17 protein-coding genes are annotated in these 24,240 nt (G+C 61.4%); 9 read left to right on the plus strand and 8 right to left on the minus strand.

Annotated features, from left to right (window positions below):
• Positions 1 to 32 precede the first annotated feature (32 nt).
• Genes recC through recD form a run of 3 tightly spaced genes read left to right on the plus strand, consistent with a single transcriptional unit; the run spans position 33 to position 8,500 of the window.
• A complete protein-coding gene (recC, locus tag ACVZUB_RS04120) occupies positions 33 to 3,314 on the plus strand; it encodes an exodeoxyribonuclease V subunit gamma (protein WP_482628159.1) in 3,282 nt (1,093 codons plus the stop codon).
• 3 nt (positions 3,315 to 3,317) lie between these two features.
• Positions 3,318 to 6,635: a UvrD-helicase domain-containing protein gene (locus ACVZUB_RS04125; RefSeq protein ID WP_482628160.1), complete on the plus strand. Its 3,318-nt coding sequence runs from the start codon at positions 3,318 to 3,320 to the stop codon at positions 6,633 to 6,635.
• Positions 6,632 to 8,500, plus strand: coding sequence for an exodeoxyribonuclease V subunit alpha (gene recD / locus ACVZUB_RS04130; protein ID WP_064075154.1), 1,869 nt, complete (start codon positions 6,632 to 6,634; stop codon positions 8,498 to 8,500). Before ACVZUB_RS04125 ends, recD begins: the two co-directional genes overlap by 4 nt.
• Positions 8,501 to 8,526: 26 nt before the next feature.
• On the opposite strand, the gene ACVZUB_RS04135 is transcribed toward recD, so the two are convergent.
• Positions 8,527 to 8,895, minus strand: a complete 369-nt coding sequence (locus ACVZUB_RS04135) for a cupin domain-containing protein (protein WP_058039220.1) — start codon at positions 8,893 to 8,895, stop codon at positions 8,527 to 8,529.
• 250 nt (positions 8,896 to 9,145) lie between these two features.
• Positions 9,146 to 9,709 (minus strand): TetR/AcrR family transcriptional regulator, encoded by a 564-nt coding sequence (locus ACVZUB_RS04140; protein ID WP_007734140.1) that lies wholly within the window; start codon positions 9,707 to 9,709, stop codon positions 9,146 to 9,148.
• A 98-nt stretch (positions 9,710 to 9,807) separates the two neighbouring features.
• Here ACVZUB_RS04140 and ACVZUB_RS04145 point away from each other — a divergent pair, with 98 nt between their 5' ends.
• On the plus strand, positions 9,808 to 11,034 hold the full coding sequence (locus tag ACVZUB_RS04145; protein WP_482628161.1) for a metal-dependent hydrolase family protein: 1,227 nt from the start codon (positions 9,808 to 9,810) through the stop codon (positions 11,032 to 11,034).
• Positions 11,031 to 11,903 (plus strand): alpha/beta hydrolase, encoded by an 873-nt coding sequence (locus ACVZUB_RS04150; protein WP_482628162.1) that lies wholly within the window; start codon positions 11,031 to 11,033, stop codon positions 11,901 to 11,903. The genes ACVZUB_RS04145 and ACVZUB_RS04150 overlap by 4 nt, the downstream gene beginning before the upstream one ends.
• A gap of 165 nt (positions 11,904 to 12,068) precedes the next feature.
• On the opposite strand, the gene ACVZUB_RS04155 is transcribed toward ACVZUB_RS04150, so the two are convergent.
• Positions 12,069 to 13,379 (minus strand): NAD(P)/FAD-dependent oxidoreductase, encoded by a 1,311-nt coding sequence (locus ACVZUB_RS04155; RefSeq protein ID WP_482628163.1) that lies wholly within the window; start codon positions 13,377 to 13,379, stop codon positions 12,069 to 12,071.
• A gap of 257 nt (positions 13,380 to 13,636) precedes the next feature.
• On the minus strand, positions 13,637 to 14,977 hold the full coding sequence (locus ACVZUB_RS04160) for an MFS transporter (RefSeq protein ID WP_063315020.1): 1,341 nt from the start codon (positions 14,975 to 14,977) through the stop codon (positions 13,637 to 13,639).
• A 401-nt stretch (positions 14,978 to 15,378) separates the two neighbouring features.
• Between ACVZUB_RS04160 and ACVZUB_RS04165 the strand changes: the two genes are divergently transcribed.
• Positions 15,379 to 16,596, plus strand: coding sequence for a PucR family transcriptional regulator (locus ACVZUB_RS04165; RefSeq protein ID WP_007734149.1), 1,218 nt, complete (start codon positions 15,379 to 15,381; stop codon positions 16,594 to 16,596).
• A 642-nt stretch (positions 16,597 to 17,238) separates the two neighbouring features.
• On the opposite strand, the gene ACVZUB_RS04170 is transcribed toward ACVZUB_RS04165, so the two are convergent.
• From ACVZUB_RS04170 to ACVZUB_RS04180, 3 genes are all read right to left on the minus strand, one after another.
• Positions 17,239 to 18,663 carry an outer membrane protein assembly factor BamB family protein gene (locus ACVZUB_RS04170; RefSeq protein ID WP_482628164.1) on the minus strand — a complete coding sequence of 475 codons (1,425 nt, stop codon included), beginning with the start codon at positions 18,661 to 18,663 and terminating at the stop codon, positions 17,239 to 17,241.
• A gap of 142 nt (positions 18,664 to 18,805) precedes the next feature.
• On the minus strand, positions 18,806 to 20,107 hold the full coding sequence (locus tag ACVZUB_RS04175) for a TrpB-like pyridoxal phosphate-dependent enzyme (RefSeq protein WP_003945451.1): 1,302 nt from the start codon (positions 20,105 to 20,107) through the stop codon (positions 18,806 to 18,808).
• Between the two features lie 257 nt (positions 20,108 to 20,364).
• On the minus strand, positions 20,365 to 20,823 hold the full coding sequence (locus tag ACVZUB_RS04180; RefSeq protein ID WP_003945940.1) for a PaaI family thioesterase: 459 nt from the start codon (positions 20,821 to 20,823) through the stop codon (positions 20,365 to 20,367).
• A gap of 85 nt (positions 20,824 to 20,908) precedes the next feature.
• Between ACVZUB_RS04180 and ACVZUB_RS04185 the strand changes: the two genes are divergently transcribed.
• From ACVZUB_RS04185 to ACVZUB_RS04195, 3 genes are all read left to right on the plus strand, one after another.
• Positions 20,909 to 21,484, plus strand: coding sequence for a TetR/AcrR family transcriptional regulator (locus ACVZUB_RS04185; RefSeq protein WP_003945856.1), 576 nt, complete (start codon positions 20,909 to 20,911; stop codon positions 21,482 to 21,484).
• 72 nt (positions 21,485 to 21,556) lie between these two features.
• Positions 21,557 to 22,060, plus strand: a complete 504-nt coding sequence (locus ACVZUB_RS04190) for an SRPBCC family protein (RefSeq protein WP_042920475.1) — start codon at positions 21,557 to 21,559, stop codon at positions 22,058 to 22,060.
• Between the two features lie 28 nt (positions 22,061 to 22,088).
• Complete coding sequence (locus tag ACVZUB_RS04195; RefSeq protein WP_007734160.1) at positions 22,089 to 23,339, plus strand: NADH:flavin oxidoreductase/NADH oxidase family protein; 1,251 nt, start codon at positions 22,089 to 22,091, stop codon at positions 23,337 to 23,339.
• Here ACVZUB_RS04195 and ACVZUB_RS04200 read toward each other — a convergent pair whose 3' ends face one another.
• The gene (locus tag ACVZUB_RS04200) at positions 23,340 to 24,215 is read right to left on the minus strand and encodes an aldo/keto reductase (protein ID WP_063315018.1); all 876 of its coding nucleotides are present in this window, start codon (positions 24,213 to 24,215) and stop codon (positions 23,340 to 23,342) included.
• Between the last annotated feature and the right edge of the window lie 25 nt (positions 24,216 to 24,240).

Raw genomic sequence — 24,240 nt, forward strand, 5'->3', positions numbered from 1 at the left:
TGGACCTCTGGACGGAGTGAGGGGAGCGAAGATTGCTGAAGTTGTACCGGGCCGAGCGTTCGGACACCTTGGTCTCGGCGTTGGCCACGCTCCTCCGTACACCGCTGTCGGATCCATTCGCCCGGGAAACTGTTGCCGTGCCGGCCAAGGGCGTCGAGCGTTGGCTCAATCAGCGGCTGTCCTCCCAGCTAGGCACGTCCGGACCGTCAGCAGTGGACGGAATTTCTGCGAACATCGCGTTTCCTTCACCCGCGCGCCTGGTCGCGGAGTCCGTGGCCGCGGTCAGTGGAATCACGGCTGACGACGACCCATGGTCGCCGACGCGATTGGTGTGGACGGTTCTCGATGTGATCGACGAGTCCCTCGGCGAGCCCTGGTGCGGAGTCCTGGCGAAACATCTCGAAGGCCATCGTGAAGGTCGACGGTTTGCCTCCGCCACACATGTCACCGAACTCTTCCGCAGTTATGCCGCGCAACGCCCGCAGATGCTGATCGACTGGGCCGCCGGGCGGTTGACCGACGGACACGGATTGGCGCTGTCGGAGGATTTCGAATGGCAGGCACGTCTGTGGTGCATCGTCGCGGACAAGATCGACGTTCCGGGGCCCGCAGAGCGACTGGGGCAAGTGAGCCGCGCACTGGTCGAGGACCCGGCCTTGGTCGACCTACCGGAACGTCTGTCGGTCTTCGGGCCGACCCGGCTGCCGGTCGATCAGCGAATGATCTTGAGCGCACTCAGTGCGAATCGGGACGTGCACATCTGGCTCCCGCATCCCAGCCCCGCGCTGTGGACCAAGATGAGCTCGCGCATACCGCCTCGAAGTGAGAGCACGATCCGACGTTCGGAAGACGGGTCAGCGCTGATATCCGCCAATCCGTTGCTGTCGAGTCTTGCTCGCGACGTTCGTGAACTTCAGATCAGCCTCGGTGCCGCCGAGTTCGAGTCGGTGCATCTTCCCGAACCAGCCGGCCCGAAATCCCTCCTCGCGACGGTCAAAGCCGACGTCATCGCAGATCGTGCTCCCAGCGTTGCAGCGGAACCGGATGGGACAGTTCAGGTCCACGCTTGCCACGGGCCGGCACGGCAGGTCGAGGTGCTCCGCGAATGTCTGCTCCGATTGTTCGAGGACGACCCGACATTGCAGCCACGCGACGTACTCGTGATGTGCCCGGACGTCGAAACGTACGCACCCTTGGTTCGTGCTGCATTCGGGCAAGGCGTCCATGGCCACCCCGGGCATCTTCTTCGAGTAAGGCTGGCAGACCGCGGATTACGTCAGACCAATCCAGTCCTCGCCGTTCTCGGCTCTCTCCTCGAATTGGCCGACGGCCGGGCCACAGCCAGTGAGGTTCTCGACCTGGCCGCGACCGAGCCTGTCCGCACACGTTTTTCGTGGGGCGACGACGAGTTGGAAAGACTGCGGGAATGGACGACGGAAGCGGGTGCTCGCTGGGGAATCGGTAGTCGGCAGCGTGCCACGTTCGGCCTCGATGCATTTCCGCAGAACACCTTCAACACCGCCATGGACCGAATCTTGTTGGGGGTCAGCGCGGACGAATCGGAAAATGCCTGGTTGGATCTCGCGCTACCACTCGATGACGTGGACGGCACAGACATCGACCTGACTGGACGTTTCGCAGAGTTCGTCGATCGCCTGGCCGTCTCGCTTCGCGATCTTGCCGGCCCACATTCACCGGCCGAATGGCTTCGTGTGCTGATGCGGGCCCTGGATCTGCTGACCGACACAGCGCCCGCAGATTCCTGGCAGAGCGCGGGGGCCCACCGCGAACTGGTAGCTGCTGTGGAATTCGGCGGAGAGACGGTGTTACGTCTGGCCGATGTTCGCGCGATGCTCTCGCGCAGCCTCGCGGGCAGACCGACGCGTGCCAACTTCCGAACCGGCGAACTGACGGTGTGCACGATGGTTCCGATGCGTTCGGTACCGCATCGCGTGGTCGTGCTGATCGGACTCGACGACGAGGTGTTCCCTCGAACCGGTGGAGTCGACGGCGACGACATCTTGTCACGTGATCCCGTTGTGGGGGAGCGCGATCTGCGCAGTGAAGACCGGCAACTGCTTCTCGATGCCGTGATGTCTGCGGGCGAACATCTGATTCTGTTGTATACCGGTGCCGATCCGGTCACCGGTGTCGTCAGACCACCGGCGATCCCCCTCAGTGGCCTTCTCGACGTACTCAGTGCGACGGTGGGTCCGGACGCTGTGAACGGGGTGCTGACACGGCATCCGTTGCAATCGTTCGACAATCGAAACTTCGCGCCGAACAAGCCGTTCAGCTTCGACACGGCAGCGCTGGCCGGTGCGAGGGCTGCCTCCGGAACACCGGTCGAATTGCCGACAGTCTTGTCGGCCGAGCTACCCGAGGTGCATCCGAAGGAAGTGAACCTCGCAGACTTGGTGAACTTCCTGGTACATCCCGCGCGTGGTTTTCTGCGCCAACGCCTCGGCGTCCGGGTACCGGAACTCGACGACGACATCGCGGATTCGCTGGCAACCGAGCTCGATCCACTGTCCACCTGGGCTCTGGGTGACCGAATGCTTCTCTCGCGCTTGGCTGGACGCAGCTCGGCGGATTTCCGTGCGGCCGAGTGGCGCCGCGGCACTCTGCCGCCCTACAACCTGGGCGCCACGGTTCTGGGCAACGTCGAGTGGGTGGTAGACCAACTTGCCGGTCTTGCATTGCCACACCTCGAGGGCGACTCCGAGGCTGTCGACGTCGACATCGACCTCGGTGACGGGCGTCGTCTCACCGGAACGGTAACCGGTGTGCACGGCGATTCAGTGGTGCGAGCGTCGTATTCCTCACTGGCGCCTAAACATCGGATGACGGCCTGGATCAACCTCCTCGCCTTGAAAGCACACGGACGACCCGGTCCGCTCGATGCAGTGTCGATCGGACGGGGTCGGGGAAAGACAGCAGCGGCACGATCAGTGCTCGATGCGCCGGGCAATGCGGTCGAGATCCTGCAGCAACTGGTGGACCTACGCGAGCGGGGGCTGCAGCGTCCGTTGCCGATGTGGGCCGCTACTTCAGCCGAATATGCGCGCCGACGCTTTGGTGGCGAGTCGGTCGACGATGCGACAAACGGTGCGGACACCCAGTGGACCGGGCAGTACGGCGAGATGATCGATCCAAGCAACACTTACGTTTTCGGAGAGGCTCGAACACTGGCGGAGTTGGCTGCGGATCCGCCGTCGGACGACGAATTCGTCTGGGCCGAGGAACCGACTCGATTCGGAGTTCTCGCCCGACGACTGTGGGATCCGTTGCTGACCAACGAAAGAGCGGAGTAACCCGTGGACTTCGATCTATTGGGGCCACTACCGACCGGCACTACGGTGTTGGAAGCGAGCGCCGGAACTGGCAAGACCTACGCGATCGTCGGACTCGCGACCCGTTGTGTTGCCGAAGGTCTCGCCGACATATCGCAAGTTCTGCTGGTGACATTCAGTAGGGCCGCCACTCAGGAACTTCGTGAGCGTGCCAGGGAGAGGTTCGCGGGAGTGTCCGCCGCTCTGGTCGACCCGGAGGCGGCGAGGCGGTCGGATGATGATCTGGTGGCGTACCTCGCCACAGCTGACGACGAGGAGATCGGCGTGCGGCGTCGTCGACTCCTGCGCGCTCTCGCGGAGTTCGACGCCGGCACCATCACGACCACCCACAGTTTCTGTCAGAGGATGCTCGACGGGCTGGGCATCGCCGGGGAACGTGAACCGGACACAACTTTTGTGGAGTCGGTCGACGACCTGATCAGTGAGGTCGTCTCGGATTTGTACCTCAGCCGCTACAGCCGGACGGACTCGTCTCCACCGTTCTCCACGAAGGACGCGCTGGCCATCGCCCGAAGCGCAGTCGGCGATGGTCAGGCAATTCTCGAACCCGACGGCGAGGAGGAGACCGCACCCGGTCAGCGCGTCCTCTTCGCGGCTGCTGCTCGTGTCGAGGTCGAACGACGTAAGCGGACCAAAGGAATTCGCGACTTCAACGATCTGCTGACGCTGTTGCACGGTGTATTGACGGATCCGGAATACGGTCCCGTCGCGTGTCGTCGGGTGCGCGAAAAGTTCAAGGTTGTGTTGATCGACGAGTTCCAGGACACCGATCCGTTGCAGTGGGACATTCTGCGGTTGGCCTTCCACGGTCACACCACCCTGGTCCTGGTCGGTGATCCCAAACAAGCCATCTATGCGTTCCGCGGGGCAGAAGTCCTGAGTTATCTCGATGCGGTCGATCAGGCTGATGCGCACCAGGAGTTGACCACCAATTGGCGTAGCGACCCAGGGTTGTTGGCGGCACTCGAACACCTCTACGGTGGTGCCGCACTCGGCAACGAAGGCATCGTCGCGCATCCGGTGGAGGCTTCGCACAAGAAGTCTCGGTTGTTCGGCCCGGTGCCGATGCGTGTACGCCATCTGCCCCGTACCGGAGCCGGACCGCTCAATCGTTCGGGATTTCCGGCCGTAGGCAGACTTCGCAGTCGCGTCGCGGACGACGTCGCAGCAGACGTGGTCGCGCTCCTGGGCGGCGATGCCCGCTTGGCAGTCGACGGTGATCCACGCCCGGTCGAACCGGGAGACGTCGCGGTGTTGGTGCGCACCCACAAGCACGTGGCGATGATCCGCGATGCTCTCGATGCCGTCGGTGTACCTTCCGTATTGACCGGAGGGTCCAGTGTTTTCGCGACACCCAGTGCGACCCAGTGGCTGTGGCTGTTGCAGGCGATCGAGCAGCCCCATCGCTCCGATCGTGTCCGGTTGACGGCCCTCTCGCCGATTTTCGGGCGCACCTCCGAAGAACTGGACAAGGACGGCGACAACGTCGTTGCAGAACTTGCAGGTCAACTGCGCTCCTATTCCGGGCTGTTCGCACGCGTCGGGTTTGCGGCTGTGTTCGAAAGAATCTCTGCCGAAACAAATCTGGAGAAGCGTGTACTCGCGGCCCCGTCCGGCGAACGAGATTTCACCGATTTGCGGCACGTCGCACAACTCCTCGGTCGCGTCGCCACCGAGGAAGCGTTCGGGTTGAGCGCACTGGTTCGCTGGCTTTCCGACCGAATCAAGGATCCGACGTCCGGGAGCGCGACCGACAGAAGCCGTCGCCTCGACAGTGACGCTGCCGCAGTGCAAATCGCTACGGTGCATGCCACCAAAGGGCTCGAGTTCCCGATCGTCTACGTCCCGTTCAGTTGGGAGAGCGTTGGCGGCTTCAACTCGCCGACGCAGCTGTTGCACGACCCGGAGGGACGCCGCATCCTCGACGTCGGCGGGCAGGAAGGCCCGGGGTACAACGCCAGAAAGACTGTTGCGGAGGCCGAAGAAGCGGGCGAAGAACTGCGGCTGCTGTACGTGGCGCTGACCCGGGCGCAGTGCCAACTCGTGCTCTGGTGGGCACCCAGCTACGGGACCTCCCGCTCGCCGCTGCACCGGTTGATGCTCGGACGTACACCCGGCATCGCCGAACCTGCTCGGGTAGTGAAGGTGCTCGACGACGGTACAACCGCAGCACGGCTCGCAACCTGGCCGGCAGCAGCGTCCGACGTGATCTCGGTGGAACCTGTTGGTCCCCATCCGCCCTCGCCCGTCCACTGGTCCAGAGCGGCTGCGGACATGACCGAACTGGCCGCGGCGCGTTTCGATCGAGACCTGGACACTCTTTGGCGTCGTACGTCGTACTCGGCACTCACCGCCGGAGCGCACCACGCGGTCACGACCACGGGCAGCGAGGTCGAGGATCCCGAAAAAGACGACGAGCCAGAGGATTCCGTAGACCTCGGGAGCATTACCCCCTCGCCCCTGGAGGCGTTCCCTTCACCCATGAACGGACTTCCCGCGGGCGCCGCATTCGGCACGCTGGTGCATGAGGTGCTCGAGGTGGTGGACACGGCTGTGGCAGATCTGAGAGAGGAACTCGGGATGCGTTGCGCCGAGGCGGTCTCGGTACGGGCGGCCGAGGTCGACTCCGAAGCACTCGCGGATGCGCTGTATCTGGTGATGCAGACTCCCTTGGGATTCGGAACCTTGGCAACGATCGCGCCGAAAGATCGTCTTCCCGAACTCGATTTCGAACTCCCACTGGCCGGTGGCGACGATCCGGTGTCGATGAGTGTCACACTCCGCGGAGTGTCGGAACTGTTGAGGCGCCACCTTTCCTCCGACGACATTCTGGCGTCGTACGCCGACTATCTGGACCGTGTCGAGACGTCACCGATGCGCGGATTCCTGACGGGCAGTATCGACGCAGTCTTGCGGATCCCGGGCCCGTCGTTCGTGATCGTCGATTACAAGACCAACCGGATCGGTCGCGGCGATCTGACGGCTGCCAACTACACGCGTGAACTCATGGCGACGGAGATGATGCGCTCGCACTATCCGCTGCAGGCACTGCTGTATTCGGTTGCACTGCATCGGTATCTGCGGTGGCGCCTGCCCGACTACGATCCGCACCGTCATCTCGGGGGCGTGCAGTATCAATTCGTGCGTGGGATGCTCGGCCCGGACAGCCCGCCGGAATGCGGTGTCTTCGAATGGAAACCGCCTGCTCAGCTGACGGTTGAACTATCGGATCTGCTGGCCGGTCTTGATGCGTCCCACACAGTAGGGGAGAAGATTCGATGACCGAGGCGCAATTGGCGCAGCGCGCCAAAGGGATCGTGCGAATCTTCAACGAAGCCGGGGTTCTGGTTGCCGCCGATGTTCATGTCGCGACGAGAGTGTGCAGCCTGGGCGGTGAAACTTCCGAAGAAGTGATGCTGGCCGCGGCGTTGGCAGTTCGGGCCGTGCGATCAGGTTCGGTGTGCCTCGATCTACGACGGATGCGTGATGTGAGCGTCGACAATGCGACGGAGGAGGAACTTACGTCGTTGCCGTGGCCCGAACCGTCGGAGATCGTTGCCGCCCTTCGGCTGAGCCCTCTGGTGATCGGCGGAAACGCCGGACCTCTCAGACCGCTCCGGTTGGTCGACACGGACGACGGTGAACTCCTCTACCTCGATCGATATTTTCTGCAGGAGCAGACGATTCGGCGAGTGCTCGACGAGCGGGCGTCCACGTGGCCGCCCGCCGACCTGAAGGCGGTCCGAACGCGGCTGGATTCGCTGTTCGTCGACGAGAACGGGCCGACCATCGCGCCGGATCGTCAACGGATAGCAGCTGCTCTCGCCGCGACACAGTGGACCACCGTCATCGCCGGTGGGCCCGGAACCGGCAAAACCCATACGGTCGCACGTATTCTCGCTCTCCTGTCGGAGGAACTGGGTTCGAATGCTCGCATCGGTCTGGCCGCACCGACGGGTAAAGCCGCAGCACGGCTGCAGGAGTCCGTACGTGAGCAGACCGCGAGCCTTGGCCTTCCCGAAGAACTCGCGGCCATGACCCTGCACCGCCTACTCGGTTGGCAGCGGGGGAGTTCGAGTCGTTTCAAATACAATGCGACCAACAGACTTCCCTACGATGTGGTCGTCGTCGACGAGACGTCGATGGTCTCCCTCACGTTGATGGCGCGCCTGCTCGAAGCCGTTCGCCCCGATGCCCGGCTACTGCTCGTCGGCGATCCCGATCAGTTGACCTCAGTCGACGCGGGCGCTGTTCTTGCTGATCTTGTCGCCCGCCCGGTAAAGGTCAGTGGAAATCCGACGCTGACACAGTTGGTGGGTGACGATCTCACGGCCACTGGTTCCGAAGAGGCATTGAGTGCGGATGAACAGGATCGTCTGCGGGGCGGGATCATTCAACTCTCACGCGGGCGCCGCTTCGACGGAACCATCGCGTCGTTGGCCAGGGCAGTTCGAGCGGGAGATTCCGCTGAGGTTCTGCGTATCCTGCGCAGCGGTGATCCAGCCGTCTCCTTCCATTCGCCCGAGGATGTTGACGCATTGCGCGCCGACATCGTTGCGAGTTCAGAGGTGGTGACGGCGTCGGCCGAGGTGGGTGATGCGATCGGCGCGCTGAAAGGCTTGGAATCGCACCGCCTTCTGTGCGCCCACCGTGACGGACCGTACGGTGTCGGGAGGTGGGCGCAGCAGGCGATGGAGTGGGTCGGCACGGCATCAGGGCAATTCCTGGACCCGACGAGGTGGTATCCGGGCCAACCCCTGTTGGTGACGGCCAACGACTACGAGGCGAAGATCTACAACGGGGATGCCGGGGTGATCGTGCAGCGTGAGGATGGCGTGCCTATTGCCGCATTCCAGCGGGGCAGTGATGCGTTTCTGATTCACCCGAGCCAACTCTCGTCGGTGCAGACGGTTTACGCGATGACGATTCACCGGAGCCAGGGCAGCCAGTACGACACCGTATCGGTGATGTTGCCGGCCGAGGCGTCGTCACTGCTGACTCGGGAGTTGTTGTACACGGCGATCACTCGCGCCAGAAACCATGTGAGAGTAATCGGCACCGAGGATTCCGTGAGGGCGGGAGTGCAGCGACAGGTACTCAGGGCAAGTGGGCTGCGTCGTGAGATCCGTCCGTACGACGGGCCGTGAAAGTCGGATGTTGCGGATTCTCTCGGTCATACGTTGTATACGACGAACACCTTGCGTACGGTCTCGGTGACCGTCCACGTACCCTTCCATCCGATTGGGAAGATTGCACTCGTACCGGCAACGAGATGTACGGGATCGCCGTCGTCCTCCTCCACGGTCATGGCGCCGGAGACGATGGTGATGATCTCGCCGCGGGTGAGGAACTCCCACCGCGACTTTCCCGGTTCGCTCTCCCAGACTCCGGATTGAATGCGGCCGTCGTCACTGGTGAACTCGACATCTGCACGAGTGATGATGTCTCCGCCGAGTGGCTCTGCACTGGGTTGGCCGAGCAGTGCTTGCTGGAAGATCCCACTTGCGCTGTTCAACTCTGCGGCACGGAAGGCAATGGTCACAATTCAATCCTGACTTTCGAAACTCATATGAATCATCGGACTTGTCGATGATGTCGTGTGTCTGCTGAGCCGGGATACATTCACTTGTCGCATCTTTCGGCGTTTCGCTCGTACAGATGTCGAAAGGGTGATCGACCATCATTCAACCGGGGCTCAGGGAACCGTCTCACGCCGAAACATGCCCGAGCCCAGGGAAAACGCCCCCGCGCCGGTGATCTCGAACGGGGGTGATCGGTTGTGTATGAGGGGTTTACGTGGTGGACGCTGTCAACGAGGTGATGAAGCGCTCGGCTGCCGCGTCGACCTCGGCGTCGGGGGTGAGCAACCTCTGTAGCAACAGTCCTCGCAGACATGCGGTTGCGATGATGCTCTGCTGCTTTGCGTCCACCATTGTGAACCCTTCGCGGAGGGCCGCCGCTTCGAGGAGGTGCGCCAAATCGTCGAGGTCGGCGGCGAAATCTTGAAATGCTTTGTGCTCGTAAACCGCAAGTCCGGCCAGGTGAAAAAAGGTGCGGCTTCGATCTTCGTGCTCGGCGTTCGAGTAGAAGGTCCAGATCGCCCTGCACAGGGCCGCGAACCCGAGATCCTTGCCCATCGCGGCGATGACGAGGTTGTCACGGCGGCGAGCTTCCGACAGCACGGCGCTGAGGAGTCCCGGTCGTGATCCGAAGTGATAGGTCAGCAGCGTGTGGTGCACTCCGAGTCGCTCCGCTACTTGGCGCATCGACAGCTTCGGGCTTGGGCCGGTTTCACCGAACTCGTCGAACAGTGCCTGCAACAGTCGCTCTCGACCCTCCCCAACCGGCGATCTCACGCTACCTCCATTGACGGGTTCACCACTGTTGAGTACGGTACCGCATATCGAATTCACCAGTGTTTAGGAGAGTGGTTTCCAATGCTCGGGAGGTCCCTTTGACTGACGTATGGTTTGCCGGCGGCATGGTCGCGGATGGATCGGGCACCGAACCGGTCGAAGTCGACGTGTGCGTGAGTGGCGGCATTGTCACCGCGATCGGACAGGCGCCGTCGGGTTCGACGACAGTTGACTTGGACGGCATGCTTCTGACTCCGGGGCTGATCGATGCTCATGTGCACCTGGGTATTTCGAGTCCGATCCGAAGGCAATTCGGGTTTGAGCTCTCGGCAGCCGAACTGGCTGCGGGCATCTTCGCCACCGCGGGCGATGCCCTCGACGCGGGCTTCACCACGGTGCGAGACGTCGGTGGCATCGACGGCGGAGTCGTCGACGTTATTGCGAGCGGCAAGGTGCGTGGTCCGCGCGTCCTCTCGTGCGGTCCTGTGCAGTGCCAGACCGGTGGACACGGCTACTACGGGGCCGCGTGGGAGCCGACCGAGCTGTGGAACATGCACCACATTCCCGGGCTCTGCGCCTTGTCCTTGATGTCGGGTAATGCCGACGAGCTACGACGCAACGTGCGCGAATCGTTCCGCCGAGGCGCAACATTTCTGAAACTGTGCGTCACCGGCGGTGTCGTCGGAGGCCATGACAGCCTCACCGACACACAGTTCACCGTCGAGGAAATCTCCGTGGCAGTGGAAGAAGCAGCGTCGCGCGGCACCTACGTCACGGTCCACGCGCACAACAATGCGGGCATTCGCAACGCGGTGCGGGCCGGCGTCCGGTGCGTGGAACACGGCACCGACATCGATGCGGAGACGGCCCAGCTGATGCGGGAACATGACGTGGCACTTGTCCCCACCTTCGCCGTGGTCGAGCAGTTGGCGGACACCGAAAGCATGGACCTGGACCCGGCAATACGAGAGCGTGCAGCCGGAGTGCGTCAACGCATGGCCAGAGCGCTCGAGGCCTCTCGCGCAGCAGGCCTGAGGATCGGCCTGGGCTCGGACCTCATCGGGCCGCACCAAAAGCGCCGAGGTGAGGAGTTGCACTTGCGCGCGGAGTTGGAGTCGCCGATGCATGCACTCGTTTCGGCCACCAGCGTCAATGCCGACATTCTCGGTATCGGGGAAAGCGTCGGGACGATCCGCGTCGGTATGCAGGCGGACATGGTTGCCTGGCAGCAAGACCCACTCCGAGACGCAAAGGTGTTCGCCGATCCGGACATGGCTGTTCTCGTCGTGAAGTCCGGAAATATCGTCAAGGGAGACGTTCGATGAGCGCAATGCTGCACGGATGCTTTGCAGACACGGAGTACTTCGAAATCACGGCGAAGTCGGGGTACAGCTACGGCATCTGGGTGACCACACCCCCCGGCTACGCGGACTCCACGGATCCCTTACCGCTGATATACGTGATGGACGGCAACTGGGCTGTAGGTCTTACCGCCCCGCTCATCGTCACGCAGGCAGACCCGTATCTGACGATCGCCCCGTACATCCAGGTCAGCGTCGGTTATGCCGGTGAAGAAGCTGCCAACTGGGCACGACTACGCAACCGCGATCTCGTGCCGCCCGGGGAACCGGTAGGCGAAGAAATGATGGCTACTCTTGCCGCTGCTCGCGACTCGGGTGCAATGACCCAGGAGTATGTGGACGCCTACCTCGAGGAGCTGGCAGACACCCACGCGGACGTCTTCCTCGACTTCCTGACCAACGAACTCCACCCTCGCCTGTACTCGTCGGAGCTACGTGTCAGCGAGTCCGGGCACGGACTCTTCGGGTACTCGTACGGAGGCCTTTTCGCCCTCTACGCATGGCTGCGCGACGCGCCCCCATTCGCGACCTTCGGTGCGGGTAGTCCCGGAGTTGTGAACGCCGACAGCCAGATCCACACACTGGTCGAGGCACTGCCCGAGCGTGGCGTGGGCTCAGTCGTGCCGCAATTGCACGTCACGCTGAACGAAGCCGAACTGACAGGGCCCATTCCGATCTATCGCGGACTGGCACGTAACGTTCTTGCTGTCGTGGAGCAGTTGCACGGCAATGGGTGGTCGCAGGATGTTTCGACCGCGTTGTTGCACGAGACGCACGTCACCGGGCTGCAGGCATCGTTCCTGAGCTACTTGAAAAAATGCCATGCACGGTAGCTGTTCGTCCCGGCGACGATGTGCACGCTGACACGTTCGACGGGCGATTTTCCGTAGACGCCGTTGAAGGAGAAGTCGGCTGTGGGTGTCCACCACGTGGTGGACACCCACAGCCGTGTCTATTCAGTTGTCGTGGCTATCGATTCTCCAAGCCGGACAACACTTCTAACCCATGACGGTCCCGGTCGACTCGGCATTGGGTGCCCGAAGGCGGGAGAATGCGCCGAGGTCGATTTCGAGCCCGGTGTGCATCCCGACATAGGTCAGGGGATCAGCGTCGTGATCGTGTCCAGCTTCCACCTGGTCGATGATCCTGGACATGAGGCGCCCAGCGATGGGCGCATTTTTGAATTGGTTCCCGCTGGTGCCCATGGCGACGTAGAAACCTTGCCTGTCTGTCTTGTCATAGATCGGGGTCCAGTCGGATGCTGCGTCGTACACGCCGGCAATACCTTTCGGTTGTGACGGGACCTCCAGGGTGGGGAAACGCCTGGCGGCGCGGAAAACCTGCGCTTCGAACCGGGCAACAGTGCGATTCGGGTTGGCGGTATCAGGATCGTCGATCCACTCGAGCGGATCGCAATCCGGTTCGGTTCCGCCGACAAGGAAACCGTTTCCAGGTTCGGCTCGCATGTAGGTTCCGAGATCCAAATCGGCGATCATCGGGCCGAGGATCTCGTCGTCGTTGTAGCCAATGGGTGCGGTGACGTGATGAACTTCCTGGCGCAAGGGCCGAACCGAAACCTTGAAGTCGGCCCCGACGTTCGACAGCTTGTTGAACGCTCCTGACCAGGGGCCGGCGGCATTGACGACAATCTTGGATTTCACACTTTCCCCGTCGTCGAGCCCTAGCTGCCAGATGCCGTCAGGCAACTGCTCGACTGCCACTACACGCGTGTTGTATGCGAAAACCGCACCGTGCGAACGTGCTGCCGCAGCAAGATTCGCGGCGGCCAGTTGCGGGTCGTCGACGAACCCCGCCTGAGGTGTGTACAGCGCGCCGAGCGTGGTTTCGGCATCTGCGAAGAAGGACTCCGAGTCGACTGGCTTCGGAGGATAGTATTTGCCGGCGTCGATACCGGGAATCTTCTCGACGAGTGTCGTTGCGTCCCAAAGCTGGTAATCGATTCCTATCTTCTCGAATAATCCGATCGTGCGCGCGTGGGGCGCGACGTCGACGTCGAGCAGTGCCATCCCGCATTGCCGAAACTTCGCAAGCGCGCCGTCGACTGTCGCGTTGAGATGCTCGTTCCAGTTTTGCCAGCAATGCAGCGACTCCCAAGCCGCAGCCATACCGTCGAATGTGGAGTAGTTGAACCGGATAACCGCACTGGATGCACTGGTCGAGCCGTAGCCCGGACCACCAGACTTGTCGATGACCAGGACTTCGTAACCTCGAGCGGCCAGTTCGTAGGCGATGGAGCTGCCGATCACTCCAGCTCCGACCACAACTGCATCGGTCTTGTCGGTAGGCACTTTCGGCCTCTCTTTCTACTGATGGCTTCGCCGGATCGAAAGCACAGCTGTTCGATCCGGCAAGCTTGGGTTCTGGTAATTCCGACGCCGTCGACTTCCTCTGGAGAGCTTCATCCCGACTTCTCGGATTCGGCTCTGCCTTAATGAATTTGGCACCTGAAAGTCCAGAGGTGTTCGTCGTCCTCAACTCTCTCGTGGCGGCCATCGGAACGCTATCGACAGCTGCGCAAAAAATTACAGCCGTGGCGCGTCCGTTGTCAGAAATGTTTCGTCGGGCTGCCCTGCGTGGCAGACCAGTTTTTCGTTTCCGGAATCCCTCGCCACAGAATGGGAAGCGCGATCAAAGCGATGGCGGTCGCATAGAAGGCAGGCGACAGATCGCTTCCAGTGGCGTTGACCAGTGCTGCGCACACCAGAGGAGCGGTCCCTGCAAAAAGTGCATATGCGATGTTGTAGGGGATTGCCGTGCCGGTGAATCGAGCATGCGTCGGCATCATTTCGAGGATTACGAGCAAAGCGGACGCGAGTAGGGAAAGCGCGATGACCAGAGCAGCCAGTGCAATGGCAATCGCGAAAATGTTTCCGGTGCCGATGAGCATGTAGCTGGGCACCGAAACGAAAACTGACATCACCATGCCGATTCTGACAAGAGGTCTCCGGCCGATTCGGTCGACCGTGGCGCCGAAGAAGATGAACAGCGGGACTGCGAGAACCAAAGCGCCGGTTGTCATCAGCAGTGCCACCGTGCTCGAAACGTCGGCTGAAAGAATCAGAAATGTCGGCATGTAGCCGAGCAGCATATGAGTAACGACACCGAGCGAGGCGAAGTACACGAAGGACGTGAGCAGAGTCCGCCAGTGATTGCGGAACAGATCTGCGAGTGGGCGGGTTGGAAGGGAATCGTTTTCTTGCATTTCCTTGAACGCCGGAGTCTCCTCGACGGCAAGCCTCATGAACAGGCCCACCATGGCGACAACGCCTCCGATGATGAACGGCCAACGCCATCCTCCGTCGGCGAAGTGCTCAGCGCCGACCGAGCTGAATGACAAGACTGTGACCGTGGCCAAGATGCTGCCGACAAATGACGAAGAGCTGATTATCCCTGCGTACAAGCCTCGGCGGTGGGACGGCGCATGCTCGACGACGAAGGTGGCAGCTCCGGTGTATTCGCCCCCGGCCGAGAATCCTTGAACCAATCGGCACAGCAGCAGCAACAGCGGTGCGGCAACACCGATCGAAGCGTACGTCGGTAGGAGACCGATTGCCGCCGTCGAGCAGCCCATGAGCGTAATTGCCAGGGACAGTGACCTCCGTCGGCCGAGGCGGTCACCCAGTCTTCCGAAGAATATGCCGCCGGCAGGTCTGGCCAAGAATGCGACTCCGTAAAGAGCGAAGGTGGCAAGCAGTGCGCCACTGCCGAACTCCGGAGGGAAGAACACTGTCGCGAGAACTGCGGCAGTGAAACCGTAGATCGTGAAATCGAACCATTCGACGATGTTGCCTGTCGCGCCGGCAATCAGGGCCCTACGGCGTGCCGATCGACGTCCGGGTGACGTCTCGGTTTGATGCTCTACAGGAGCATTTGCTGTGCCGGTCATGATGATTCCTCTCGGGATATGCTGAATGGCAACGGCTTTGCGATATCACGGTCACCGATGTCATTCGAGGTATTCGACATTGAAAGAGGTCGGTGGGATTCGATGTTGAACTGGCGACCGAAGGTCGTTTGTCGATTTCGGGTCGGAGGCGACTTCGTCTGAGGGAGATCGTGCCGGCCGGCCTCGCTCCCCATTACGCAAATCCCACGGCTGCAACAGATCTCGTCGCTGCCACTTCTGCCGGTTTGCGGACCGAGTGAAGACGTCACGGGTCTCGGGTGCTTGGCATGAAGCGAGCCTATGGTGTAAAAGTTAGTTGCATCACTGTCATGTGTTCAATTTTCTACGTAGAAATTTGGGCATATGTTGCAAACCGGAGAGGGGGCTCGTACAGTTCGACCATGGTCGGAGAACTGCAGCATTTGGTGGACACTACCGGGCGCCGACTGGACCGTTCCGTTGCGATCGATGATGTACAGATTCGTCTGCTCGCGTACAACTCGCATGACAGTGCCGTCGATTCAGTCAGAATGAATTCCGTTCTACAGCGGAATGTTTCACGCGAGATCGTAGACTTCATCTACGCGAGTGGAGGCCGTGAAGCCCTCGATCTCTTCACTGTTCCCGTCAACGAAGAACTAGGGCTGACCCTTGGCCGGGTCGGGATGCCGATCCGATACCGCAATGCGCTGCTGGGCTTCGTCTGGCTGTTGACTTCGGAGGGCGAAGTTGACGAGGATCAAGCCGAGGTCTTGAGGCGCACGGCTGATGCGGCAGCGATGATCCTCCACCGCGAACAGTTGCTGGACGAGTTGTCCCGAAGTCGGGAGCGGGAACTTACTCGAGACGTCCTGTCGGGCGAGCGGTCGCTGCGCGAGGACGCGGCAAACAGGTTGGCCGAGGAGGGCTTGTTGGCTGCGGGTCCAGCAGTCGTGGTCACTGTGTTGCTCCGTCCTGGCGACCAGTCGACATTGACCGAAAGAGATCGTCTGAGTGTTGCCGTCGGCGTCGATCAGCTTCGTCGGAGGCTCCCGCGGAACAGTGCAATCCAACTCGACCGCCCCGACCACAGTCTGTTGATCGTATCGGTGGCCGAACGCTCGACTCAAACCCATCTGGTCTCGCTGATCGTGGCAGCCCGGGAGCGAGTCTTGTCTGAAAGTGGGCGCCAGAACATCGAATGTTGGGTCGGTATCGGTGAACCGCGAACCTCGGTTGCACACGTGCGCGAATCCTACGAAGAGTCCAGACGTTCCGCAGATGTGGCCCAGGTCGTCAAGGTGCTCGGAAATGTTGTGCGTTATCGGGATCTCGGCGTCTACGGACTTCTGGCCGAACTGTCGGAGGATCGACTCGAGAACAGTATTCACTCAGGTTTGCAGTCCTTGCTCAGCCATGAGGACTCGAAAAGTGAGGCTCTTCTCGCGACGCTGGAGAGTTTTTTGGACAATGCCGGTGACGTAAAGCGAACGTCAGAGGCGCTCTGTGTGCATCGAGGGAGCTTGTACTATCGCTTGCGGCGAATTCAGGAGATAACACGAGCAGACTTGGCAAACGGCGACGACCGGTTGGCCTTGCATTTGAGCCTGAAAGTCGCGCGGCTGTTGGATCTCCGATGATCCCGATCCGAGAAGAGGGGACTGCGGAAGAATCAAGCGGCTCAACGTAGTTGGCGGCTTTCGATCGTCAAGCGGGATGATTCCGGGGTGGGAAAGGAAGCGCGTCGTACATCGGCCGGGGTGGGTTGGCTTGACCTGCTGAGACGTTCATACGTTTGATCGGGCATCTTCTATTTTCTTGTCGGCAGATGCGGCGGAGCGCAACTTTTTCGGGCATTGAAAGTGCAGAATCGTCGAGATGGGTGTCGAGCTGTGTGAAGAAGGCGCGTTTTTGCAAACCGAAATGACGACGAATTTGGTCTGAGTTCGGTCCCCCGGTACGCAGATGTTCGCGCGCGAACTGGACTATTTGTTGCCGACTGCAAACAGGGGATCTAGCGTCCATTCCCGTTGGCTCCCTTTATGGTTGGATTGGATCAGATACCTGAGTCGGTGCGATTCGTATGCACCCCTTCACCGCAGGTCTGGTCTGATCTTTCCGAAGTCGGAGTCGCGGAGATACATGCAGTTGTTCGAGATCGTTCCCCCGAAATTGAACAAACGCGCCAGACTGGATTGTGGCCATCGAGGCTGTACGTCTATCCATTTGCTGGTTGCTGAGCCGGCTGGTCAGTACGACACTGAACCGGTGATGTTGCCGGCCTATCGCCAAACGGTGAAGTGGTTTTGCCAGGAGAACGACACGTTTTTGCCGGCATTCGAGACGACGACTCCGCGCGGATCGACCTCTGGCGGAAGGGGGACCGACCACATCATCTTTCCGTCGCGAGCCCTGATCGAATGCATGCCGGTGTAGTCGCTGAAGACGAAGTGATCGCCATCAGTCGCACCGCTTCGAACCCAGTACGCGTCTTGCCAGGGTGTTTGCCACAGTTGTCGGCCACTCTCGACGTCGAGACCCGAGATTGTGCGGGTCTCCGGCGACGTGACGAGGATTGTTTTTCCTACCACTGCGGCGATGGTGCTTCCTGTCCCGGCCGTCGCGGTGTTGACGATTTGTGAACTGCGCCAGAGTTCGTCACCCGACTCCGGATCGTAGGCGCCGTCGCCGAGAAACATCGGCACCGCCGTCGAGGGCTTACTCGGGTAGGACGACGATGAGTACGAGGGAATCGGTATCGCACGAATCGTGGATCCGTCGGAAGCCAAGAGGTTTTGGGTTCCGGCATATCCCGACCGGCCGCCGACACTGGTGAGGAACAATCCGTTCCCGGTAGGGACAAGCGAATCGCCCTCGAATCGGAATCGTTCGGCGCCGGACTGCAGATCGTAGATTCGATAGCGGTACTGCGGGTCCCCGCCGTCGCCCTGTTCCATCGCAATGACAGTGTCGGTGTGAGGGACCGTGTAGACGGCCCCGAACTTCTCACTTGGTTCGAAGGTACGCACGAAGTTGGCCGTCAAATTGGTTGTGGTGCCGCTGGCAAGAATTCGTGTTCGAACCGTTCCGTCCATCCTTTCGCCGGACGTGTACACGGTGTCTCCGGCGATGGTGGCGCCATTGAGATCGAAGTCGGTTCCGAGGTCGGACATCAGAGTTCCGGTCGCGGTATCGACAAAGATCATCCGTCGATCGCCCCAGCACGCGATGATCGTGGATTCGTTCTGCTGACTGCACTGGCCGATGACTCCGCCGATTCGCGTTTTCCACAGCGGACTTCCGTCGTCGGGATTCACCCCGACGAGTGTGACGGCACCGACTCCCTGACTCGACGAAGACTCGTCGGTCTTGGGAAGCGGATAAGCAGTCGCGGCCACCAGCACGTCACCGACTTGGTACGTGTTGCCGTAGCCGTAGTAGCTATCGAGCGTGGAAGGCATCGACAGCAGCACGTCCCCGGGGTTGTCCGTGAGCGCTCGGACATCGAGTTCCCAGGCTTGTTGCGGAGGATCGGAGAGGTCTACGTCGACAACGCCTTGCTCGACGATCGGACCGCCTGTCTTCTGCTTCGGCCATGCCGCATCACTGGAGTCGGAGATTACCGATACGACGATGAACGCGATCGCCACGAGCAATGCCAGTCCGAGTGCGACCAGTTTCCAATGTTCCTTCAACCGAAGCTGCATCGAAAGACCGTAACCGATCGATCAAACTGATCGGTTCGTTTCGCGGACGGCCGGCACGATGTCGATCGCGAGATCGAGCCCACGTGCTCGGTGTGACGAAGTGTGGTGGCCTCGTACGCACGAGACCACCACACCGACGGCGTCAGACGTAAGGCGAGTACGCCGGAAGATCCAACTGACCGTTGCCGGACAGCCCGATCACGATCACCTCGGGTTCGGTGACGGCACGGGCGTGAGCGATAGCGCCGGCAACCGCGTGGGTTGATTCCGGAGCCGGGATGATTCCTTCGGCGCGGGCGAAAATCAGACCTGCCTGGAGTGCGTCGTCCTGATCGACGGCAATTGCATCCATGAGTCCGAGGTTGACCGCGTGCGAGACCATCGGCGACATGCCGTGGTAGCGGAGGCCACCGGCATGGATGGCCGGCGGTACGAAATCCTTACCCAGAGTGTGCATCTTGAGCAGCGGCGTCAGGCCGGCGACATCACCGAAGTCGTAGCGGTACTCGCCCTGGGTGAGGGACGGGCATGCCGACGGCTCGCAGGCGACCAGACGAGTCTTGGTGCCTTCGCGAAGGTTTCGTCCCAGGAACGGGAAGGTGAGTCCGGCGAGGTTGGAACCGCCACCGGCGCAACCGAACACGGTGTCGGGGACGGCGTCGCCGGCTTCTTCGAGCTGGACCATTGCTTCCTGACCGATCACGGTCTGGTGCAGCATGACGTGGTTCAGCACGCTACCGAGTGAGTAGTGCGTGTTCGGATCCTGCGCAGCGACCTCGACGGCCTCACTGATGGCCATACCGAGCGAGCCGGTGGTGTCGGGATGCGACTTCAACAGTGCGCGTCCGGCTTCCGTCAGGTCCGAAGGCGACGGGTGACAGATTCCGCCGTACGCCTCCATCTGGATGCGTCGGTACGGCTTCGAATCGAAGGACGAGCGAACCTGCCATACCTCGACGTCGAGTCCGAGCAGCGCGCCCGCGAACGACAGCGACGCACCCCACTGTCCCGCACCGGTTTCGGTGGTGAGCTTGGTGGTTCCCTCGATTGCGTTGTAGTAAGCCTGCGCGACAGCAGTATTCGGCTTGTGTGAACCGACCGGGCTCACGCCTTCGTACTTGTAGTAGATGCGGGCAGGTGTGCCCAGAGCGCGCTCGAGTCGGTGCGCGCGGAACAAGGGAGAGGGCCTCCACATGCCGTAGATCTCGCGAACCGTCTCCGGGATCTCGATGTAGCGCTCGGTTGCGACTTCCTGCGCGATGAGGTTCATCGGGAACAGCGGCGCCAAGTCCTCGGGGCCGAGCGGCTCACGAGTGCCCGGATGCAGGTGCGGGGGAACAGGCTCGGGGAGGTCAGCCGCCAGGTTGTACCAGTGCGTCGGCACTTTCGACGGGATGGAGACGCCCAAAGGCTCGAGCGAACGGTTGAGTGGGGTGGTGGTCAACTAACTCTCCTTCGTGGATTCGGTACCTGATCTTGGCGGTCGTAGCGACGACGCGTACGGCATTTGCCGGATCGGGGATCCTGAGAGGAGCCTGCTGGACCACCCGATATCGGTCCGGGCAGCACGCAGTTGCGGCTGACCGTCAGCGGTCGGGCCACCAGAGGTGCGCAGTGAGCAGGGTCACGAGCCGATCGTACATCGGCACTCGCACCCTGCTCACGTCGGGCGCGGCTACATTTTCGCCATCCTCCGTCGGCTCAGCGGAAAATCATGCACGTCGTAGTTCCGTGCGCCACCAACTTGCCGTTCTTGTCCAAGACCTTGCCCTCTGCCGTCGCGGTACGCCCGCCCACGTGAATGACACTGCCGTGGGCTGTCAGCTCGTCACCGTCGAGAGGCACAGTGCGGATGTAGTTGAGCTTGAGTTCGAGGGTCGTGTAGCCGACGCCCGCGGGAAGCATCGTGTGTACCGCGCAGCCCATGACCGAGTCGAGCAGCGTTGCGCAGATGCCGCCGTGCACAGTGCCGAGCGGGTTGCTGAAATCGGCGCGCGGGGTCAGGGCGAAGCTGACGGATCCCTCGTTGACCTCGCGCATCTCCATGCCGAGGAGGCGTCCGATGCTGGGTCGGTCGTTGACCTGGGTTCCCATCCAGCGGAGAAGTTCGAGGCCTGTCATCTGCGCCGGATCGACGGTCGCGGTTGTCTCGTCACTCATTGTTTCATCCCATCACTATGTAGGTCGTCATACATAACGTAGCGTATGAGTCGACAGGTGTACCGACGGCCGAAGGATCTGTGACATGGCAGAGCTGAGCTCACGTGATCGCATGATTCGCAGTGCGGTTGAACTGATCAGCCGCAACGGTGTCGACGCGACGTCCTTCAGCGACGTCATCAAGCACAGCGGCGCACCCCGTGGGTCGATCTACCACCACTTTCCTGGCGGTAAGACCGAGTTGATGGTCGAAGCCGTGCGCGCGGCCGGTGCGATCATCACCAGACGGATCAGCTCGGCTGCGGCTACCGGTTCCACGGCCGACGTGATCGAAGCGGTCGGAGACATCTGGCGACTCAATCTCACACGCTCGGACTTCGCGATCGGCTGCCCGGTGATTGCCGGCGGGTTGGCGCGTGCCAGTGAGCCAGAAGTCGCGGAAGTGTCGGCTGAGGTCATGCTGGGATGGCAGAAGTTGATCGAATCGCAACTCGAAACTGCGGGTTATCCTGCAGTGCAGGCAAAATCGATGGCAAACCTGACGATCACGTCGGTCGAAGGTGCGGTGGCGGTGTGCCAGACGACTCGAAGTATCGAGCCGCTCGAACAGGTCATCGCTTCACTGCAGGGGCTCTCTCGTTCTGAGGCTTGGTCCGGCTGAGCCTTCGGGGGTTGACTTCGGTCGTCAAGTATCCGTAACTTCATGTAACGGCTAATTGGGCAGGAGTAGGCGATGACACATTGGTTCGACCTCGAACCGGTCGGTGTCGATTTCTTCGACACGGCACCGCATATCTTCACGTACTCGATCGACCTCACCGCCGAACCGGATGACGTCTGGGCTGGTCTGACCGCGGACGAACCGCTGTCGTGGTGCCGGCTGCTCACCAAAGTGCACTACACCTCGCCGCGCCCCTACGGCGTCGGCACGCGCCGAATCGCGGAGGTGGGCGGTGGTGCGATGCAGATGCGCGAAAAGTTCATCACCTGGGACGACGAAACGCGTCGGCACTCGTTTTACGTCGAACAGTCCAATGTTCCGCTGTTCCAATCCTTCGCGGAGGACTACCGCGTCGATGAGCTCGCAGTGGGTTCGAGACTGCAGTGGAATTTTGCATTCTCGCCGCGTCCGAAGCTGTCGCTCGCGGTGCGTGGCGGGCTACCGGTCAACTCACTGATCTTCTCGAGCTTCGTGCGCGATACCAAGCGGCACTTCGGTTCTGCGCCACGCCATTGACTTTCTTCCCTTCATACGAGAGGCATCCATGACCACACTCGGAGAATCGTTGACTTTGCCCTGCGGGCAGATCCTGCGGAATCGGACCATGAAAGCTGCGCTCAGCGAGGCTCTGGGTGACCGCACTCATGGACCGTCCACTCGCTTGGAAACGCTGTACGGTCGTTGGGGCAGTGGCGGGTTCGGTTTGCTGATCACCGGCAATGTCATGGTCGATCGATCGCAGATCGCCGAACCGGGTAATGTCGTCGTCGACGACGATCGTGATGCCGAAGCACTGACTGCCTGGGCCAAGACCGCCAAGAACGGCGGCGCCGAGATCTGGATGCAGCTGAACCACCCAGGGCGGCAATCCAACCCGATTGCCAGCAGAGGTAGACCGGTCGCCCCGAGCGCGATCGCGCTGAAGATTCCGGGAATGGCGACGCCGCGAGAACTCTCGACCGCTGAGATCGACGAGATCATCGACAAGTTCGCGGAAACCGCTCGCGTCGCCGAGTCCTCCGGCTTCGGGGGCGTGCAGATACACGCAGCGCACGGTTATCTTGTTGCGCAGTTCCTTTCGCCCTTGTCCAATCAGCGGACGGACGAGTGGGGTGGAGATCCTGAGCGTCGACGACGCTTTCTGATCGAGATCGTTCGGCGCATACGCTCTGCCGTTGCTCCGGGATTCGCGGTCTCGGTCAAGCTCAACTCGGCTGATTTCCAACGAGGTGGATTCTCGGAAGACGAGTCGCGAGAAGTAGTGCGCGCGTTGACCGAAGAGTCGGTGGATCTCATCGAGATCAGCGGTGGCAGTTATGAATCGCCGGCCATGATGGGTAAAGCGCAGAAGCAGAGCACTCGCGATCGAGAGGCATATTTCCTCGAGTACGCCGAGACAGTCCGAGCGATTGCCGGCGACATTCCCTTGGCGGTCACCGGCGGCTTCCGCTCGCGATCGGCGATGGTCGAGGCACTGGCTTCCGGCGCGTGCGACGTGATCGGCCTCGGCCGGCCGACGATCACGATCCCCGACGCGGCAACCGTTCTCCTGGAATCGGATCGGGAACGATTGACCGTGCCGACTGTTGAGTTCGGAGCGCGGAAGTTGTTGGGGAAGGTTGCCGACATCTCGATGCTCGACGGTGCACTCGACCTGCAGTGGCATACCGATCAGCTGCACCGGATGGGCGACGGAAGCGAGCCGGATCCGGCTCGGCCGTGGTGGAAGACCCTCGGAACGATGGTGAGGCGAAACGGATTCGATGCGCTTCGCCCCACCAAACGAGCGGCTTGATCAGTTCGGTGCACCGATGTTGAGTTCATCGGGATGCGCGCCGACGCGGGTACCGTCGTCGAGCGTATCGATTTCGCTCAGGTCGAGATCGGTGAGTTCGAAGTCGAATACGTCGATGTTCTGAGCGATTCGAGCATCGTGTACGGATTTCGGGATGACGATCAGGCCGTTCTGAAGGTGCCAACGGATCAGGACCTGCGCGGCAGTCTTGCTGTGGCGGTCACCGATTCGAGTGATGATCGGGTCGGTGAGCAGGGTGTTGGGCTTGGACGCCTTACCCCAACCTGCGTTACTGGTACCGCCGAGTGGGCTCCACGATTCGACCTTGATCCCGTGCTCGGCGGCTTTGTCGCGAATGGCCTGCTGCGTGAGGTGCGGGTGCAGTTCCACCTGATCGACTGCGGGCAACAATCCACCGCGTTCGACGAGAAGCTGCAGATGATGCGGCTCGAAGTTGCACACCCCGATTGCCTTGGCGCGGCCCGATTCCGCGATCTTTTCGAGTGCGTCCCACGTGCGGAGGAGTCGGTCGTTGTCCTGCAGAGGCCAGTGGATGAGGTAGAGATCGACGTAGTCGACGCCGAGCTTGTCGATGCTGGTGTCGAAAGCCTTCAACGCCGGCTCGTAGCCCTGATCTGCATTCCACAGCTTCGTGGTGAGGAAGATGTCCTCTCGCGCGACGGACGAGTTGGCGATACCTCGTCCGACGCCCTCTTCGTTTCCATAGGCGGCAGCGGTGTCGATGTGCCGGTAGCCGGCCTCGTCGAGTGCGAACCGTACTGCATGCTCGGTTTCGTCGTTGGTGGCCTGCCAGACTCCGAGGCCGAGTTGCGGGATCGTGGTTCCGGAATTCAGCGTGATGTCAGGAATGCTCATGGATCAAGGCTAGCGATCTCGAGCT

This window comes from Rhodococcus sp. OS5, assembly GCF_056837585.1.

Excerpts from the sequence above, each read along its gene's own strand:
- ACVZUB_RS04200 (WP_063315018.1), bottom strand. The coding sequence starts at position 24,215 with ATGAGCATTCCTGACATCACGCTGAATTCCGGAACCACGATCCCGCAA.
- ACVZUB_RS04165 (WP_007734149.1), top strand. The coding sequence starts at position 15,379 with ATGGTCGGAGAACTGCAGCATTTGGTGGACACTACCGGGCGCCGACTG.
- ACVZUB_RS04170 (WP_482628164.1), bottom strand. The coding sequence starts at position 18,663 with ATGCAGCTTCGGTTGAAGGAACATTGGAAACTGGTCGCACTCGGACTG.
- ACVZUB_RS04180 (WP_003945940.1), bottom strand. The coding sequence starts at position 20,823 with ATGAGTGACGAGACAACCGCGACCGTCGATCCGGCGCAGATGACAGGC.
- ACVZUB_RS04185 (WP_003945856.1), top strand. The coding sequence starts at position 20,909 with ATGGCAGAGCTGAGCTCACGTGATCGCATGATTCGCAGTGCGGTTGAA.
- recD (WP_064075154.1), top strand. The coding sequence starts at position 6,632 with ATGACCGAGGCGCAATTGGCGCAGCGCGCCAAAGGGATCGTGCGAATC.
- ACVZUB_RS04150 (WP_482628162.1), top strand. The coding sequence starts at position 11,031 with ATGAGCGCAATGCTGCACGGATGCTTTGCAGACACGGAGTACTTCGAA.
- ACVZUB_RS04160 (WP_063315020.1), bottom strand. The coding sequence starts at position 14,977 with ATGACCGGCACAGCAAATGCTCCTGTAGAGCATCAAACCGAGACGTCA.
- ACVZUB_RS04190 (WP_042920475.1), top strand. The coding sequence starts at position 21,557 with ATGACACATTGGTTCGACCTCGAACCGGTCGGTGTCGATTTCTTCGAC.
- ACVZUB_RS04195 (WP_007734160.1), top strand. The coding sequence starts at position 22,089 with ATGACCACACTCGGAGAATCGTTGACTTTGCCCTGCGGGCAGATCCTG.